Annotated in this window: 16 protein-coding genes; 8 read left to right on the plus strand and 8 right to left on the minus strand. The window is 53.6% G+C overall.

Annotation, left to right across the window (positions count from 1 at the left end):
* Nucleotides 1–44 precede the first annotated feature (44 nt).
* Both serB and glgC read right to left on the minus strand, forming a co-directional pair.
* On the minus strand, nt 45–749 hold the full coding sequence (serB, locus tag AC1EKG_RS10310; RefSeq protein WP_004805463.1) for a phosphoserine phosphatase SerB: 705 nt from the start codon (nt 747–749) through the stop codon (nt 45–47).
* Nucleotides 750–874: 125 nt separating this feature from the next.
* The gene (glgC, locus tag AC1EKG_RS10315) at nt 875–2,110 is read right to left on the minus strand and encodes a glucose-1-phosphate adenylyltransferase (RefSeq protein WP_040314688.1); all 1,236 of its coding nucleotides are present in this window, start codon (nt 2,108–2,110) and stop codon (nt 875–877) included.
* A gap of 98 nt (nt 2,111–2,208) precedes the next feature.
* Between glgC and glgA the strand changes: the two genes are divergently transcribed.
* From glgA to AC1EKG_RS10350, 7 genes are read left to right on the plus strand one after another with little or no spacing between them, the layout of a single operon-like run.
* Entirely contained in the window at nt 2,209–3,405 is a 1,197-nt protein-coding gene (glgA, locus tag AC1EKG_RS10320) for a glycogen synthase (protein ID WP_004805458.1), read from the plus strand.
* Nucleotides 3,406–3,439: 34 nt separating this feature from the next.
* On the plus strand, nt 3,440–4,231 hold the full coding sequence (locus AC1EKG_RS10325) for an ABC transporter ATP-binding protein (protein WP_481067852.1): 792 nt from the start codon (nt 3,440–3,442) through the stop codon (nt 4,229–4,231).
* Nucleotides 4,228–4,656 carry an NfeD family protein gene (locus AC1EKG_RS10330; RefSeq protein ID WP_004805453.1) on the plus strand — a complete coding sequence of 143 codons (429 nt, stop codon included), beginning with the start codon at nt 4,228–4,230 and terminating at the stop codon, nt 4,654–4,656. Before AC1EKG_RS10325 ends, AC1EKG_RS10330 begins: the two co-directional genes overlap by 4 nt.
* 10 nt (nt 4,657–4,666) lie before the next feature.
* Nucleotides 4,667–5,566 carry an SPFH domain-containing protein gene (locus tag AC1EKG_RS10335; protein WP_004805451.1) on the plus strand — a complete coding sequence of 300 codons (900 nt, stop codon included), beginning with the start codon at nt 4,667–4,669 and terminating at the stop codon, nt 5,564–5,566.
* Nucleotides 5,563–6,894, plus strand: coding sequence for a glutamine synthetase family protein (locus tag AC1EKG_RS10340; RefSeq protein ID WP_004805449.1), 1,332 nt, complete (start codon nt 5,563–5,565; stop codon nt 6,892–6,894). Before AC1EKG_RS10335 ends, AC1EKG_RS10340 begins: the two co-directional genes overlap by 4 nt.
* Nucleotides 6,891–9,842, plus strand: a complete 2,952-nt coding sequence (locus tag AC1EKG_RS10345) for a bifunctional [glutamine synthetase] adenylyltransferase/[glutamine synthetase]-adenylyl-L-tyrosine phosphorylase (protein ID WP_004805447.1) — start codon at nt 6,891–6,893, stop codon at nt 9,840–9,842. Before AC1EKG_RS10340 ends, AC1EKG_RS10345 begins: the two co-directional genes overlap by 4 nt.
* 3 nt (nt 9,843–9,845) lie before the next feature.
* On the plus strand, nt 9,846–10,535 hold the full coding sequence (locus AC1EKG_RS10350) for a histidine phosphatase family protein (protein ID WP_004805446.1): 690 nt from the start codon (nt 9,846–9,848) through the stop codon (nt 10,533–10,535).
* Nucleotides 10,536–10,572: 37 nt separating this feature from the next.
* Here the strand turns inward: AC1EKG_RS10350 and AC1EKG_RS10355 are convergent, their stop codons facing one another.
* The 5 genes from AC1EKG_RS10355 to AC1EKG_RS10375 form a co-directional block, all read right to left on the minus strand.
* Nucleotides 10,573–11,406, minus strand: a complete 834-nt coding sequence (locus AC1EKG_RS10355; protein ID WP_004805442.1) for an amino acid ABC transporter ATP-binding protein — start codon at nt 11,404–11,406, stop codon at nt 10,573–10,575.
* Complete coding sequence (locus AC1EKG_RS10360; RefSeq protein WP_004805440.1) at nt 11,403–12,314, minus strand: amino acid ABC transporter permease; 912 nt, start codon at nt 12,312–12,314, stop codon at nt 11,403–11,405. The genes AC1EKG_RS10355 and AC1EKG_RS10360 overlap by 4 nt, the downstream gene beginning before the upstream one ends.
* Nucleotides 12,315–12,316: 2 nt before the next feature.
* Nucleotides 12,317–12,712: a hypothetical protein gene (locus tag AC1EKG_RS10365; RefSeq protein WP_004805438.1), complete on the minus strand. Its 396-nt coding sequence runs from the start codon at nt 12,710–12,712 to the stop codon at nt 12,317–12,319.
* Between the two features lie 18 nt (nt 12,713–12,730).
* Nucleotides 12,731–13,645 (minus strand): transporter substrate-binding domain-containing protein, encoded by a 915-nt coding sequence (locus tag AC1EKG_RS10370; RefSeq protein ID WP_004805436.1) that lies wholly within the window; start codon nt 13,643–13,645, stop codon nt 12,731–12,733.
* A gap of 107 nt (nt 13,646–13,752) precedes the next feature.
* Nucleotides 13,753–14,445 (minus strand): DUF4191 domain-containing protein, encoded by a 693-nt coding sequence (locus AC1EKG_RS10375; protein ID WP_004805434.1) that lies wholly within the window; start codon nt 14,443–14,445, stop codon nt 13,753–13,755.
* 123 nt (nt 14,446–14,568) lie between these two features.
* Between AC1EKG_RS10375 and AC1EKG_RS10380 the strand changes: the two genes are divergently transcribed.
* The gene (locus AC1EKG_RS10380; protein ID WP_004805433.1) at nt 14,569–15,801 is read left to right on the plus strand and encodes a protein kinase domain-containing protein; all 1,233 of its coding nucleotides are present in this window, start codon (nt 14,569–14,571) and stop codon (nt 15,799–15,801) included.
* A gap of 44 nt (nt 15,802–15,845) precedes the next feature.
* Here the strand turns inward: AC1EKG_RS10380 and sucB are convergent.
* On the minus strand, nt 15,846–17,150 hold a 1,305-nt coding region (sucB, locus tag AC1EKG_RS10385), incomplete at its 5' end, for a 2-oxoglutarate dehydrogenase, E2 component, dihydrolipoamide succinyltransferase (protein ID WP_285463754.1).

Below are 17,150 nucleotides of genomic sequence, written 5' to 3' on the forward strand. Positions count from 1 at the left end.
AGTGCAATTTCGGATTTCTCCAGCACACGGCGTATGCTGCAGGCTCAGTGCACTGTCTGGCTGAACATTTCATTTCCTATGAACCCCCAAACCGATCCAAGGTTTCGCCACGGCATTACTGTGTCAGCTACTCTAGCAAGCGCGGGCTTTGGACAAAACGCTACGCCGAAATTGGCAGCGGAAAGCATAGGAATATCATTTGCACCATCTCCGATAGCAACTACCGGGGTAGTACTAGAAGCTTTCCAGCTAGCAATTGCCCACACCTTCTGGTTTGGGCCGACTACCTCAGAGGCAAGCTTACCGGTAAGCACTCCACCGCTAACTTCTAGCCTGTTGGCGAGCACGTAATCCACTCCCAGCCCGCTTGCTATTGGATCAACAACCTCGACAAAGCCGCCAGAGACGACAGCGAACTTCCCTCCAGCCTGGTGAGTTCGGTTTATGAGTGAGTTAGTTCCTGTGCTGACCCTCATTCGAGCGCGGACTCTTGCGAAGGCCTCCTCGTCAAGCCCCTCTAGCGTAGCTACCCGTCGATGCAAGGACTCGGCAAAATCCATGCGGCCGTTCATGGCTTCGGCAGTGATCGCGGCTACCTCTTGCAGCGTGCCCGCTTCGAAGGCAAGCTCTTCAATGACCTCTTGTTCAAACAAGGTGCCGTCGGCATCGGATACTACAAGAGGTTGCCGGTTCAGACCCGCAGGTACTTCAGCCCAAGATGCAGTAGCCGTGCATGGGCAAGGCTCCATCGATTGACGTTCCCAGGAAGCAACCGCGAAGTCTGCCTCCGTTGCTATTGCGCGGGGAGTTGGAACCTCCGCGAGTGCGATGCCTAGCGATGCTGAATCTGGGCAGACGAGCCGGACGAACCTCGTCACTGGGGGATTACCAAACCCTTCGGAGCGACGGCGATGCCAGATTCAGTCACTGAAAGACCGCGAGCGCGATCGTGCTCGTGATCGAATCCAATTTTGGCGCCGGGCTCAACCACGACGTTCTTGTCTAGGATGGCTCGCTGGACCTGGGCATGTCTACCTATCCGGCAGTTGTGCATCACCACGGAGTCGTCGACACGGGAGTAGGAGTGCACATACACGCCCGGAGAGAGTACGGATCCTTCGACGTGCCCGCCAGAGATGGTGACTCCCGGAGAAACCAGTGAATCCACAGCTAGACCGCGACGTCCCTCGTCGTCAAAGACGAACTTTGCAGGCGGAGTCGATCCCTCAATCTGCGTGTAAGTAGGCCACTCCTGGTTGTAAAGGTTGAAGATCGGGTGGACAGATATCAGATCCATATTGGCGTCATAATAAGCGTCCAAGGTACCGACGTCACGCCAGTAATCGCGATCTCGATCGGTAGATCCGGGGACGTTATTGTCGATGAAGTCGTAGAAGCCTGCTTCGCCTCGATCAACGAAGTATGGAACCGCGTCTCCGCCCATGTCGTGCTCGGATTTCTTATCTAGAGAATCCTGTTCGAGGAAGTTGACGAAGGCATCCGTGGTGACAACATAGTTACCCATTGAAGCAAGTACCTTGCTGGGATCATCCGGAAGCCCCGGAGTGGAAGAAGGCTTCTCTACAAACGCAGAGATCTTGTCGCCGTCTGTTTCTAGGATACCGAATTGATCTGCAAGTTCGATCGGCTGGCGAATACCCGCTACTGTGAGCGCAGCCCCGGTTTCGATATGCTTCTGGACCATCTGGGAGAAGTCCATACGATAAATATTGTCGGCGCCGACTATCACTAGGTAATCCGGCTTTTCGTCTCGGACGATGTTGAGAGTTTGATATACGGCATCGGCCGAGCCTAGGTACCAGTGGGCACCTTTGCGCTGCTGGGCGGGCACAGGTGTTACGTAAGAGCCTAACAGGGTTGACATTCGCCAGGTCTTGGAGATGTGGCGGTCCAGAGAGTGGGATTTGTATTGGGTGAGCACCACTACCTTGGTGTAGGAGGAATTCACCATGTTGGAAAGGGCGAAGTCAATCAGCCGAAAATGTCCTCCGAAAGGGACCGCTGGCTTGGCGCGGTCAGCAGTAAGAGGCATAAGGCGTTTTCCTTCGCCGCCGGCAAGGACGAAAGCTAATACGCGTGGTGTGGACATGCTTCAACTTTAGCGGGCAAGTAACACCCCGCGCACGGGTTTGGAATTCGATAAAGTAATGGTGTTCACAATTGAGATGATCGGATTAGGAGCCTCCCATGCGCGTTGATCTGCTTAGCCGCGAATACCCCCCTCACGTCTACGGTGGTGCTGGCGTGCATGTCGAAGAATTAGCCAAGGTGTTGAGGCGGAGCATAGATCTTAGAGTGCATGCCTTTGATGGGCCTCGTCAGCAAGACAGGGTATACGGCTACGACTATCCTGCCGAACTAAAGGAGGCCAACGGGGCTTTGCGGGCACTCGGAGTTGACCTGCAAATGGTGCCGAATACGCAAGGGACTGATTTGGTGCACTCGCATACTTGGTACGCGAATATGGCTGGCCACTGGTCAGCACTGATGTGGGACGTACCGCACGTGGTATCTGCTCATTCTTTGGAACCGCTGAGGCCGTGGAAAGAAGAGCAACTCGGGGGCGGATATCACCTCAGCTCATGGGCCGAGAAAACTGCCTACGAGGGCGCTGATCAGATCGTTGCGGTCTCAAATGGTATGCGCCAAGACATCTTGCGCTCTTACCCAAGTATTGATGAACAAAAAGTGCGGGTAATCCATAACGGTATCGACCTCGAAGTCTGGAAACGCCCACAAGATAATGCTCAGGTAGGGGAAGTACTGAAAAAATTCGGCATCGATCCCGATCGGAAGACCATAGTTTTTGTCGGCAGAATTACCAGGCAGAAGGGGCTTCCTCATCTACTGAAAGCCTTGCAAAACGTTGATAAAGATGCGCAAATTGTGCTGTGTGCAGGAGCGCCTGATACTGAACAGATCGCTAACGAGGTAGACACGCTAGTAGAAAAACTTAGCGAGACGCGAAGCGGCGTAATCCTGATTTCGCAAATGCTGCCCCGCAAGGAAATCATTGCAATTCTTTCTGCCGCGACTGTGTTCGTTACTCCTTCGATCTATGAACCACTCGGCATTGTGAACCTGGAGGCAATGGCTTTGGGACTTCCTGTCGTAGGAACGAAAACTGGTGGTATCCCGGATGTCATAGTGGAAGGAGAGACGGGTTTCCTTGTTCCAATCGAGCAAAAAGATGACGGTACTGGAACGCCACTCGAACCTGCCGAATTCGAAGGAGCCATGGCGGAACGCATCAATGCGGTACTTGCAGATCCGGATCGGGCGCGACGAATGGGGCAGGCAGGATTGGAAAGGTGTAAAGAACATTTCACCTGGGAGTCCATTGGCAAGAAAACCGTTGCGATGTACGAAGATTTGGTGCGCTAGCGCACGCCGGAACGGAACCGTATAGGGTAAAAATATGGCAGCAGTTATAGAGCTTAATGACGTACGGGTGCGCCGAGGCACCACCGTAATCCTAGATAAGGTCAATTGGAGTGTTAACGAGGGCGAGCACTGGGTAATCCTTGGCCCTAACGGAGCCGGAAAGACTACGCTGGTGTCATTGCTGAGCGGAGGCATAGAGGCCGATGCGGGAACAGTCCGCGTGCTGGATGAAGAACTGGCACAGACAGATCTGGCGGAACTGCGTTCCCGAGTGGGCACCATTGGGGACGTAGCTGATCAACTAGTTCCCTCGGGCACCCACGCTATAGACGCAATACTCAGTTCTGTGTACGGCGCTCCCTCCAGCCAGGAACAGACGTTCGAGGACATAGATCGTCAGAGAGCACAAGATCTGCTGCATCTTTTTGGCATTTCACACCTGAAAGATCGTGAGGTAGACAGCCTCTCGGATGGCGAGCGGCAGCGAGTCATGATTGCGCGAGCACTGATGCCCGATCCTGAAGCATTGGTGCTAGACGAACCAGCGCGCGGCCTCGATTTGGGAGCACGTGAGGACTTGCTGGGAGCTCTCACAGAGATATCCACTGATAAGCACGCTCCAGCAATGATCATGGTCACCCATCATGTGGAGCAGATACCCCGCGGTTTCACCCACGCCCTCCTGCTAAAGGAAGGACAGGTCGTCAAGAGCGGGCCAATTTCCCAGATCCTTACTTCTGAGAATGTTTCCAACCTGTTTGAATATCCACTTTCCGTGGGAGGTAGTGAGGGCCGTTGGTGGGCCCATAAGGCGGATAAGAAATGATTGGTTGGGTCTGGCTAGGGGCCGCTCTGATGGCCGTGATAGTGGAACTGCTAAGCGGTGATTTCTTCTTCCTGATGCTAGGGATTGGTGCAGCAGCAAGCTGCATCTGCGCGTTCTTTTGGCCAAATCTGTGGTGGTTGCACATCCTTTTGTTTGCAGCAGTCTCCTCGGTTCTTGTGCTTACAGTTAGACCACTTATCAAGAAGAAACTGGAAGCATCGACCCCTCGGGTTGCATTCAATGTCTCGCGCTATGAAGGCCGCGAGGGAGTTACAACCTCGCCTGTAAGCCCAGCTGGCGGCACTATAATGCTAGACGGGGAGCGATGGTCAGCTACCTCAGATCACGATATTCCACGGGGCATTGGAATCCGCGTTATAGAAGTAAGGGGAGCTACCGCAGTAGTGGCCCCAGTAAGTAGATGAGGAGACAAGAATGTCAGCTTTTTCCTTAGCGCCGGCGGGAATGATCGGAATAGTGATATTCCTGCTCATAACCTTTGCCGTAGTGATTGCAATATCTAAGTCCATTATTGTGGTGCGGCAAGCCACGGCCGTAGTGGTGGAACGACTGGGCAGATACCAGACGACACTGACCCCGGGGCTGCATGTGCTGATTCCTTTCATTGATTCAAAGCGGGCAGTTGTATCTTTGTCGGAACAGGTGGTCGCTTTTGCGCCCCAGCCAGTTATCACGGCAGACAACGTATCGGTAACTATCGACTCTGTTATTTACTACCAAATAAACAGCCCTGAGCAGGCCACATACGAAATTGCGAACTACCTGGTCGCGATCGAGCAGCTAACAGCGACCACTCTGCGTAACGTTATTGGCACTATGGATCTAGAAGACACTTTGACTTCGCGCGATTCGATAAACACGCAGTTGCGCGGGGTGTTGGATTCCGCCACAACAGCGTGGGGTATTCGCATCAACAGAGTAGAAATTAAAGCGATCGATCCGCCCCCATCTATCCAAGAGGCAATGGAAAAGCAGATGCGTGCCGAGCGGGATAAGAGAGCTGCTATTCTTACCGCTGAAGGGCAGCGCGAATCTCAGGTGACTGAAGCGGAAGGGCAGCGCAAGTCTGCGGTTCTTATTGCACGAGGTGACGCAGAAGCAGCCGTGACTCGTGCAGAGGGCGAAGCAGAGGCTATTGCGAAGGTATTCCGTGCCATTCACGAAGGTAATCCCGACGAGAAACTTCTGTCCTACCGCTATCTGCAAATGCTGCCGGAACTTGCTAAGGGTGACGGCAACAAGACTTGGATAGTGCCTGCCGAAATGACTGCTGCATTGGAAGCGATCTCGAAGGGATTTGGTAGCGCCAAATGAGGCCCGTAGAAGAAGAAGTTCTGACAAAAATAGCTGAGTCCGATACCCGCTTTGTGCGCCTATGGTTTACAGATGTACTTGGTGTTCTGAAGTCGGTTGCTATTGACCCGGTGGAACTTGAGAGAGCGTTCGCCGAAGGCATTGGTTTTGATGGATCGGCTATTCAGGGTCTTAGCAGGGTCTACGAGTCAGACATGATTCTGCGGCCGGACGCTTCTACGTTCCAATTGCTGCCGTGGTGTACTGACAGTGACCCCGTGGGAAGAATGTTCTGCGATCTAACTAATCCCGACGGGTCTGCTGCTCAGACAGATCCGAGGGCGGTGCTGGAGCGGGCATTAGATCATGCGGCAAAACTAGGTTTCTCGTTTAGAATCCACCCCGAGATCGAGTTCTATCTGTTGAAGCCAACCCGGGACGCAGACGGACGAATTGTGCCGGTAGACGAGGCGGGCTATTTCGACCATGTCGCTCGTGGAGGCGACAACGATTTTAGGCGCCGAGCAATTGAAATGCTCGAAGCTATGGGCATCAGCGTCGAGATGAGTCACCACGAGGGAGGGCCGGGACAGAACGAGATCGATCTCCGGTCGGTAGACGCGCTTACAGCAGCCGACAATATTATGACCTTCCGGACCTTGGTCAAAGAGGTTGCTCTTCGGGAAGATATGCAGGCAACCTTTATGCCGAAACCGATAGCTGGCGTACCTGGTTCTGGCATGCACGCCCATATGTCTTTATTTGAGGGCGAGCGCAATGCGTTCCACGATCCGTCGGGGCAGTACCAGCTGTCTCGGACTGCTCGCTCATTTATTGCAGGCATCTTGACTCACGCACAAGAAATGTCTGCAGTAACTAACCAACATGTAAATTCTTACAAACGGTTGTGGGGAGGCGGAGAAGCGCCCTCGTTCGTTTGCTGGGGACATAACAACAGGTCGGCATTGGTACGAGTTCCAAACTACAAACCCAATAAGCCGGAATCCGCGCGGATCGAATATCGAGCGCTAGATCCGGCAGTGAACCCATATCTGGGATTTGCAGTTCTACTGGAAGCCGGGCTTGCTGGTATCGAGAACGGGTATGAATTGGCCCCCGAAGCGGAGGATAATGTCTGGGCTCTAACGGACCAGGAACGGCGGGTGTTGGGAATTCCCTCCTTGCCGTCCTCACTATCCAGCGCTGTAAAGGCAATGAAGAAATCTGACCTGGTAGCCGCCACTCTCGGAGAAGAGGTGTTCGAATTTGTCATCGCGAATAAGGAGCGCGAGTGGCAAGAATATAGGGCACAGGTTACAGAATTTGAGCTCCGCCAGTTCTTCCTATGAGGATCGCACCGGATATCTCGCTGAAACTTCGCAAGGCTGGTGTGCGCGATGTGCAGAGGGCGAAGAAGTGGTTAGAAGAACTCGAAGAGTGGGCTGACCCGACCCCATTTTTGGCCGACGCTGCAGATCCGGACATGGCGTTGCTTGGGCTACTTCGTTTGTGCGAGGAGGCCCCGTCGCGGGCACAGAACGCCATGGCCCACTGTGGCAAGCAATTGTTTTCAATACTCGGACTTTCGCAGGCACTTAGTGATCACCTTGCCACTCATCCCGATGACCTGGAAGTTTTTGAATCAGCTGCGTCGCAGACATTTTCTGACATCTTTTCCGGTAGCTATGACCCTGGCGCTGAAGCGGCAGCAGCGGCGGCATGGGCAAGTAACTACAGGCAGCTATTTGCGAGCGTGGATAGCACAGACGAAATCCGGAGGGCGTATCGCAGAGCACTCAGCCAGATTGCGTCTGCCGATCTATCGTCTGATCGAGCACTGGATATTGTTTCCTATGTAAGTCGGTGTATCTCAGCCCTGGTCGACTTGACCTTGCAAGCTGGACTTCGGGTTGCCCAGAATAAGGTTGACCCACAAGAGAACATTCGTCTCGCAGTAATCGTTCTGGGAAAAACGGGAGCTGGAGAGGTCAACTATATTTCGGACGTCGACGTCATGTTTGTTGCTGAGGCGAACTCGGACATTCCAGAGAGCGACGTAATCGAGGTGGCCGGAAAGATAATCACCGCCCTCACAGCTATCTGCAGTGGACCCGGCGAGGAGCTGCCACTATGGCCTCTTGACTTGGGACTTCGGCCAGAGGGTGCAGACGGAGCTGTTGCAAGAACTCTTGACTCCTACAAAACCTACTACTCGAAATGGGCACAGTCGTGGGAATTTCAGGCTTTGCTCAAAGCTCGATATGCGGCAGGGGACAAGGAGCTAGCTGAAAAATTCTCTGCTCTTGTGGGCCCTCTAGTATGGGAAGCATCAGCTCGGGAGGGTTTTGTCGAGGACGCAAGAAATATGCGACTGCGAGTGGAAGCAAATGTGCCCTCGGAGCAGAAAGGACGTCAACTGAAGCTCGGGCCGGGTGGGCTACGAGATGTAGAGATGACAATCCAGCTAATGCAGCTTGTCCACGGCCGCTACGACGAGTCTGTGCGCGTACCACATACCCTGGAGGCTATTCAGGCGCTAGCCGCGCAGGGGTACATTGCCCGCGAAGGAGCCGCGAAATTAGCCAGGTGTTACCGTTTCCTAAGATGTGTCGAACACCGAACGCAGTTATTCCGACTTCGCAGGACCGCGCTGATTCCGTCCTCTGAAAAGGAGCTCAGGAGGATAGGAAGGTCTATAGATGCGCAGAAATACCCGAATGCCCGCTCCCTACAGATCGAGCTGACACACGTTCGCCACGATGTTCGAACTCTGCACCAAGAACTGTTTTACGGCCCCCTATTGCCGGCAACGGCTTCCCTTTCCGCTGATGAGGCTGCTCTTTCCCCAGAAGCGGCTAGTGCGCGACTGAAAGCAATTGGTTATAAGGACCCGGCGGGAAGTTTGCGTCACATTGAAGCGTTGACTGCTGGAGTCAGCAGGAGAGCAGCATTGCAGAGACATCTGCTACCGGTGATGATCGGATGGATCGCGGACGGGGCAAATCCTGACGCGGGATTGCTTAGATTCCGCCGACTTAGCGAGATCATTGGTACGTCGCATTGGTACTTGGCAATGCTGCGAGATTCTAGAGTCGCCGCAGGTTACCTAGCGAAACTACTGCCAACGAGCACGTACTGTGCGGATGGGTTCGAACATTTCCCGGCTGCTGTGGCATGGCTTGATCACCCTATTGAACTGGAAGCGCGCGAGAAAGAGCGCCTTTCTGGCGAGATGATGGCCATTGTTTCTAGGCATGACGATGCAGGGGAGGCAGCACAATTAGTGCGTGAGATTCGTTCTCGCGAACTATTGCGGGCAGCTCTGGCGGACTGTTTGAGCGGCGTGGATCCCGAACGTGCTCGAAAATATATTACGCCTGTAAATGATGCAGCCCTGGCTGCTGCCCTGAAACTGGCGCATCGCAGTGCTGGAACCTCTCCGAAAGCGCGGATGGGGATTATCGCGCTGGGGCGTCTAGGAGGCGAAGAGCCTGGATACGCTTCGGATGCCGATCTTATGGTTGTCTACTCGCCGGTAGGCGAGGGGGCACAGGAAGAGGCCGAGCATACAGTTGCTACGCTGAAGTCCTTGCTTTCGGATGTGGGCCCGCAAAGGCCGTTCAAAGTAGATCTGGGGTTACGCCCAGAGGGCAAAGATGGTCCGACTGCTAGGAGTCTAGAATCGACTCGCTCCTATTATGAACGATGGGCCTCCCCATGGGAGCGGCAGGCTCTACTCCGCGCACGACCAGTAGCGGGTGATCCTGAAGTGCTGGATGAGGCCATGGAGATAATTGACCGTTTCCGGTACGGCCATTCCTTCGACAATGACGAATTGAAGAGTATTAGGATGTTGAAGGCTCGAATGGAGGCAGAACGTTTGCCCCGGGGGATGGACCCGCGCTCGCACGTGAAACTGGGGCCCGGGGGACTATCGGATGCAGAGTGGACCATTCAACTGCTCCAGTTGATGCATGCGCATGAGGACGTTGCGTTGCGTACCACCAATACGCTCGACGCGCTGGGACAGGCCGAACGCCTAAGCCTGGTTACGCCCGCCCAGGCGCGAGCGCTGGAAGCCGCATGGAATGCCGCGACTCGCATTAGAGCTGCCAATACGCTCGCTTCTGGTCGTGACGGGGGCGCTAAACTGGATTTGTTGCCACGAACTAATGACGAGATAGCTGCCGTATCGTTGATACTGGGATACCAGAGAAGCGAGCGTAGCCTAGTTGACGATTATCGTCGTAAGGCACGACATTGCAGAGACGTAATGGAAGAAATATTTTACGGGTAGGAAATGAAACTAGTACTGATTCGCCATGGACAAACGTCGTCGAACCTAGCGGGAGCGCTGGATACAGCTTATCCGGGCGCAGACTTGAATGCGGATGGCATGAACCAAGCTGCCAGTCTTGCCGCGGGCTGGGAGGATCGGGGGCTGCCGAAGCTCGATGCGCTGTACAGTTCCTTTATTCAGCGAGCCCAGCAGACTGCAGCTCCACTGGCGAAGAAGTTCGACCTTGACTTGCAGGTCCGAGAAGGACTCCGAGAGGTTCGTGCTGGTGAACTCGAGATGAACACTGATGCCGAATCAGTTACCGAGTACCTGTCTACGTTGATCAGGTGGGTCAGGGGAGACCTGTCTTACCGAATGCCGGGAGCAGAGACCGGACAAGAAATTCTTGATCGTTTCGACAAGGTTGTAAAAGAGGCCCACGCAAAGGTAGGTGAGGGCACCGCCGGTATCGTCTGTCATGGCGCTGTTATGCGGTTATACGCAGCCTCTCGAACGAATCAGATTACCGAGCAGCTAATATCGCAATTTCCCGTCCCGAATACCCAAACGACTTTATTAGAGGGCGAACCCGGGTCTTTTACGGCTTTGACGTGGGCCGGCAAACCGATAGAGGAATGGCCAGTGCGCGATGATGCAGGCGAGCCACTGTCCTCTCAGCAGGCCATGCGTGCAATGGAAGGTAAAGCGTAAAGAATTTGGGGGAAGGCAGCTGCCTTCCCCCAAATTCTTAAAGCACTTTGTCGAAGAATTCGCGAGTTCTAGGTTGGCTTGGGTGCTCGATTACTTCTTCGGGAGTGCCGTACTCGACGATCTGTCCCTTATCTAGGAAGACAACCTTATCCGCGACCTCACGGGCAAAAGCTATTTCGTGAGTAACCACAACCATCGTCATACCTTCGGCGGCCAAATCCTTCATTACCCCCAGTACTTCGCCAACTAGCTCAGGGTCGAGGGCTGACGTTGGCTCGTCAAACAGCATGAGCTCTGGTTCCATAGCTAGTGCCCTTGCAATAGCAACGCGCTGCTGCTGACCGCCAGATAGTTCTGATGGGTAGTGATCTGCCCGGTCAAGCAGACCGACGCGATCAAGGTGTTGCAGAGCGAGTTTGCGCGCCTGTTCTTTTGGGACACCTTTTACCTGGACTGGTGCTTCCATCACGTTTTGCAACGCGGTCATGTGGGGGAAAAGGTTAAATCGCTGGAATACCATCCCAACTCTAGATCGCTGTTTTGCGACCTCGCCATCAGAACGTCGCTTGAGCAGAGTTCCTTCGGGGGTAATTGAACCATGGCGGTGAGCGCGCCATTTATTCAGGATCCCTTTAGGGGCCTTTTCCTCGGTCATTCCGAGGAGTTCGCCATTTAGGTAGATACGTCCTGCGGAAATAAACTCCAATTCGTTGATACAGCGCAAAAGGGTTGATTTGCCAGATCCAGAGGGACCAAGGAGAACACATACCTCGCCGTGCTTGATCTCTAGGTCAATACCCTGAAGGACATGCAGGTCACCAAAAAATTTGTGGGCGCCTTCGATTTTGACCATACTTGTTGCTTCGCTCATGGGGTCACATCCATAAATGCAGTGTTGGAGTTCTCGGAAATTGCAGTCTTTTTACTACCAGTAGAGGAGCGCTGTTCGAAACCGCGGCCAAAGTAGCGTTCGATGTAGTACTGGCCAACCATAAGAATTGAAGTGATCAGCAGGTACCAGAACACCGCTACAAGTAGTAGGGGAATCGGAGTGAATGTCCTGTTTCCGAGTTCCTGTACCGCGAACTGGAGTTCCAAAGTAAAGGGAACAGCGGCTACCAGAGAGGTAGTCTTGAGCATCGAAATGGTCTCGTTGCCGGTTGGAGGAATGATCACGCGCATAGCCTGAGGCAGAATGATTCTGCGCATTATTTTCGCCGGTTTCATACCCAGTGCAGTAGCTGCCTCGGTCTGGCCACGGTCCACCGAATTTAGACCCGAGCGAATGATCTCCGCTAGATACGCGCCCTCGTTCAGCCCCAATCCGAGCAGGGCACACAGTCCTGGAGTAAGGATCTTATCGGTGGAGTAAGAAAACAGCTCGGGCCCAAAAGGTACTTTGAGAGATATTGTCTGGTACAAAGTGGGAAGAAGCCCCCAGAAGATGAGCTGGGTATAGATTGGAGTGCCGCGGAAAAACCAGATGTAAAACCACGCTACAGACTTTGTTACGGGATTCTGGCTCTGGCGCATAATCGCCATGGTAGTAGCCAAAATGATGCCTATTATCATAGCTCCTACCGTCAGTAGCAGGGTGAATACAATACCCCGCATTACTGATGGATGGAACAAATACTGGCCAACAACATCCCAGCGGTAGTTGGGATTGGTCACCAGCGAGTTGATTATCGCGAGTGCAATTAGCGCTACTACCACTGCGCCAATCAATCGGCCCGGTTTGAACACGGGCTGAGGATTATTCCTATGTAGCTCTTCCATACCTATTTTCTAACTTGCGGATTATTTTCTGCATTCTTTTTGGGCAGATTCAATGGTGTCACCAACGTGGGTGAAGTCGCCATTGGTCCCTCGTATTGAATATCCCACAGTGATTGAATCGGCGAAAGTTGCATCGTGTTGCCTGCCTGCAACTTCGGAGATTTTTGGGGTTTGTGGGGAGTGAAAACTCTGTTTCCTACTTTGCCGTCTGCAGCGCACTTGTGAGGCGAGGACTGGGCATATTTAGTATTTTGGCCCGCTACCTTCACGACCTCGGACATCGTGCTCACCAAACCGATTGCGGCGTTGTAAAGAAAGCCATGCGAAGCTAGCTTTTTGGGCGCTAGAGCAGCGATGGGAGCGCCCATCTTGCTCTCGAGTTCCGCTAGCTTGCGCATGGCTTCTTCGTTTTTCTGTTAGTCAGATACGGCAGGGTTGATCTCGGCCTTAGATAGGCCTGCCTTATCTGCACCGTAATGTGCAAGAATCTTCTTTAGCTCGCCGGAGTCCATGAGTGACTGCATAGCCGCCTGCACTGCCTTGGTCAATGCCTCATCTTTCTTATTGATAATAATTCCCTGGGGAGAGGCCTTGAGTACATCGCCGATCTGCTCGATAGAGCCGTTGGACTTCTTCACGGTATATCCGATTACGGTTGAGTCGGCGAAGGTTGCATCGTACTGCTTGCCTGCGACTTTAGGAGCGATCTCGGTTTGTAGATCGTGCGGCTTTACTTTGATTTTCTCCTTGCCTTCCGCAGCGCATTTGTCAGATAGGGTCTCGACGTAGTCGTACTGGAAGGTGCCTTTTTGCACGCCGATGGTTTTGCCGCAGGGGTTAGAAGGATCAAATTTGTTGGGATTTCCCTTTGCGGTGCCAAAGGCGGATCCGACCTGGACGTAGGAGATCATGTTGACCTCTTTTTCGCGCTGCGGGGTGATCGAGAATGAGCTCAACGAAAGATCGAATTTTGAGCCGATCTGCGGAATAATCGAGTCGAAGGCGGCATGCTTAGTGTTTCCGCCCTTTAGCCCCATGACTTTGGCCATCGCATTTACCAAGTCGATGTCATAACCAGTAGGTGTTTGACCATCGATCTTTAGATATTCCGCAGGAGCATAGTCCGCGGAGGCGACGGAGCGCAGTAGATCCCGTTTAGATATTTCTTGCGGAACGAGGGCGGCGACTTTGTCGTCTTTTTGAATCTTAGATACGTCGTAGCCCTTCTCACCCGGATCGGAGGAATCCGATCCGGGGGTAGCGTTGTCTGCACCAGAGCACGCAGACAAGGAAAGGGCGGTTGCTGCGGCAATACAGAAGATTTTCTTCATCGGGGTGGCTCCTTATAAATATTAACTGTTAGGAATATTATGCATACTTCTGCATTGGTATGCAAAACGGCTCCCACCAGGTGGGAGCCGTTTCACAAAAAAGTGCTCTATTTGCCTCGTAGAGCCCTGCGGTTGAATTTCACCTTTGAGGGATCTATTCCTCGGGGCATGTTCATCGACTTTGCTTGTAGTGAGCGAAGTCGGTTGGTTACGACCGGAACTTCTTCCTTGCGTAGCGTCTTCTTTAGCTTATTGATAGTGCGCAGAAGTTGATCCAAAGGAACTTGTCCCTTTGCATGTCCAACTTGGATCTGGTGTACCTCTACCTTGGGAGCAACTCGGGAAACCTTCTTTGCCTCGTCAGCTAGCATGCGCTCTACCTGGGCCGGAGCTCCCTCAGAGACAAGAACGATTCCTGGACGACCAACTAGTCGGTAAACGAGATCCTGATTGCGGTTCATAGCAACGGGCTGTTCTTCGATGTCCCAGCCACGCCGGATCTGCCTCATGATGGCCCCTGCAGCGCCTGCATGTCCATCAAGTTGCTTGTACATTGCGCGGTTCATGAGTCGCGACAGAGTTGCGGTAGTAGCCAGAAGGCCAAGCGAGATGCCAAAAAGAATGCCCAAGACTAGATGAGAGGTTAGCCATCCCACGAGGACTGCTACAAGCAGGGGGATAACAAATGCGCCCGCGAGGGCCCATCCTACCCAAGGGTAGGAGCGTTTGGTCAGGGTAAATGCATCTTTAATGTTGGCGAAAAAAGACCGTTTCGGCGCGGCAGTATCGTCCTTAGCCATCAATTCCTACTTTCTGCTTGTATCTAGCCTGAATTCTACGTGTTAGAACCTCTAAAACAAAAAGTTATCCACAGATTTGTGTACCCCCTACAACGAGGGGGATTGGCGTGGTTCGGTAGAAGCATGAGGATTCGCGGTTATGAAGTGCTTGAGGTCATAGGTTTTGCCAGTCTTGGTCCCGTGTGGAAGGTGCGGGATAAGGCGGGCAAGATATGGGCTGCAAAGTTTGTGAAGTATCCTGACCCGGACCGTTATAGCTCAATTTCCCAGGTTGATGGGCCGCACCTAGGCACATTGCATGATCTGGTTCCTGTCGATAACCGGTGGGTTCTAATAATGGAACTCGTCGAAGGGAGTCCGCTCAATTCAGAAATCGAGCTCCTGCGTCCTCGTAGGATTGCAGCCGACATACTGGAGGCACTAGCTGCGCTGCATCGGCGTGGCGTAACGCACGGAGACGTTTCTCCCGCGAACATACTTGTTTCAGAGGGCGGGCGGGCAACGTTGATTGATCCTGACCTTTCGAATGAAAGAAAAGGAACGCCTTCGTATGTGCCTTCAGAGCCAGATACTCCCGCGCGCGACATCTACGGGTGGGGCAGAATATGTCAGGAACTGGGTGTTCCGTCACTCAGCGCGGATGCACTAGATCCGCAGGAGCGTCCGGCGGCCGAAAGTCTGCTACAGGACTTCTCAGCAGAACCTCCTGCACGTGCACTCACTCCCGAACCGGTGGCGGCACTACGCTCGGTTGGGTTACTTGACGCTGTCACTATCGAACCTGATAAACATGCTAAAAAACCCAGGTGGTCAGTCATATCTATGGGGGTTGTGATCGCCTGTGCTGGCATCGGGATAGTACTTGGGTCATTCCTTAGCGGAAAGAGCGAATCATCGGCGTTATCAGGGGAGCCAAAACAGGTCGCAAGTAGTGCTGCTAAACAGCTGGAATCTGTGCCACCCACTGTGCAGGGGCACAAGAGCCCCCGGACAGAAGAAAAACGAGCAGCAGACTTGGCTCCAGGTGCGTCCGTGCTCTCAAAACTGCTGAAACAGAGGGCCGCAGCCCTTGAAAAAATGGATAAAGAAGCTCTCGCTAGCGTCAGTTTTCCAAATTCACCCTCACAACAGGCAGACATGAACTTGTATAGGCAGATGCAGCAGAATGGAATAACTGCAAAAGGATTGAAGATCAAAGTTACGGGTGAACACGAAGCTAACGGCAAGGTAGTTGCCACTATCACCCAGAGCAGTCATCAGCAGTGTAATCAGACCTGTCAACGAGTGAATAGTGTCGAGTACAAAGCAACGTTCAAAATTAGGAACGGCAAAATAGTGTCGGTTACTAGGGAATAAAAAGTGGGCCGGTCGAATCCGACCGGCCCACCGTAAGAGAACTGCTACAGTCCTACTTCTTCAGCAAAGTCGCCCTCTTCTAGGCGCTGCTTTACTGCCATGAGGTAGCGAGCTGCGTCGCCACCGTCGATGAGGCGGTGATCATAGCTGATAGCCAAATAGACCATGGAACGAATTGATATGTTCTCGTTTCCATCGGCATCCTTTACTACAACCGGGCGACGGACAATAGTGCCGACTCCCAAGATTGCGACCTCGGGCTGGTTGATAACCGGGGTGTCGAACAGGGCCCCACCAGAACCGGTATTGGTAATGGTGAAGGTCGATCCCGACAGTTCATCCGGCTTGACCTTGCCATCGCGGGTGCGGGAGGCCAGATCATTGATCGAATGGGCGATCTGAGCAATATCCTTCTCGCCACAATCCTTGATTACCGGTACAAATAAGCCCTTCGGCGTATCTACCGCGATGCCAACGTGCTCGTGATCGAAGTAGGTTACTTCCTTGCCATCGATGCGAGCATTCAACTTGGGATGAGCCTGCAAGGCTTCAGTTGCCGCCTTGACGAAGAAGGGGAGGAAGGTGAGCTTGGTACCCTGCTGCTCCTGGAACGAGGCCTTAGCCTTCTTGCGAAGGTTGGCAATGCGGGTTACATCGACCTCGACAACAGTAGTCAGTTGTGCGGATACCTGCAGCGATTCCACCATCCTCTTGGCGATGGTGCGCCGTAGACCAGACATCTTTTGGGTGCTGCCACGAAGTCCCTTCTGCCACTCGGGAGTGGTTGCGCGGAATGCCTTCTTGGCGGCCGGTGCATCTGCTGAAGCAGGAGTGGCCTTCGGATGAGCTGCAGCTTCCAGCACATCCTGTTTGCGAATCCTGCCTCCAATGCCGGTGCCGGTGACGGTCGCTAGATCCACACCCTTTTCCTTGGCGAGCTTACGCACGATCGGGGTTACGTAGCCTCCCTTTGCAGCTGAGCCAGTTGCGGCAGGCTTACCGGCAGGTTTGGGAGCCTCTGGTGCCTTGGGGGCTGCGGGAGCCTTAGGAACAGCAGGTGCCTTCGGAGCTGCAGGTGCCTTCGGAGGAGCTGGCGGAGTAGGTGCCTTGGGGGCTGCGGGAGCCTTAGGAGCAGCAGGTGCCTTCGGAGCTTCCTTCTTTTCTTCCTCCGGCGCAGCCTTCGCTGGCTTGGAACCTGCGTCTGCAGAAGCGCCGATGCGGGCAATGACTGTGTCTACGTCTACGGTCTCGTCTTCAGGGACGACGATCTCGACTAGGTAGCCGGATACCGGAGCAGGAACCTCGGAGTCGACCTTGTCGGTAGATACTTCGACCAGCGGTTCGTCGGC

Source organism: Winkia sp. C0117E2, from assembly GCF_056590455.1.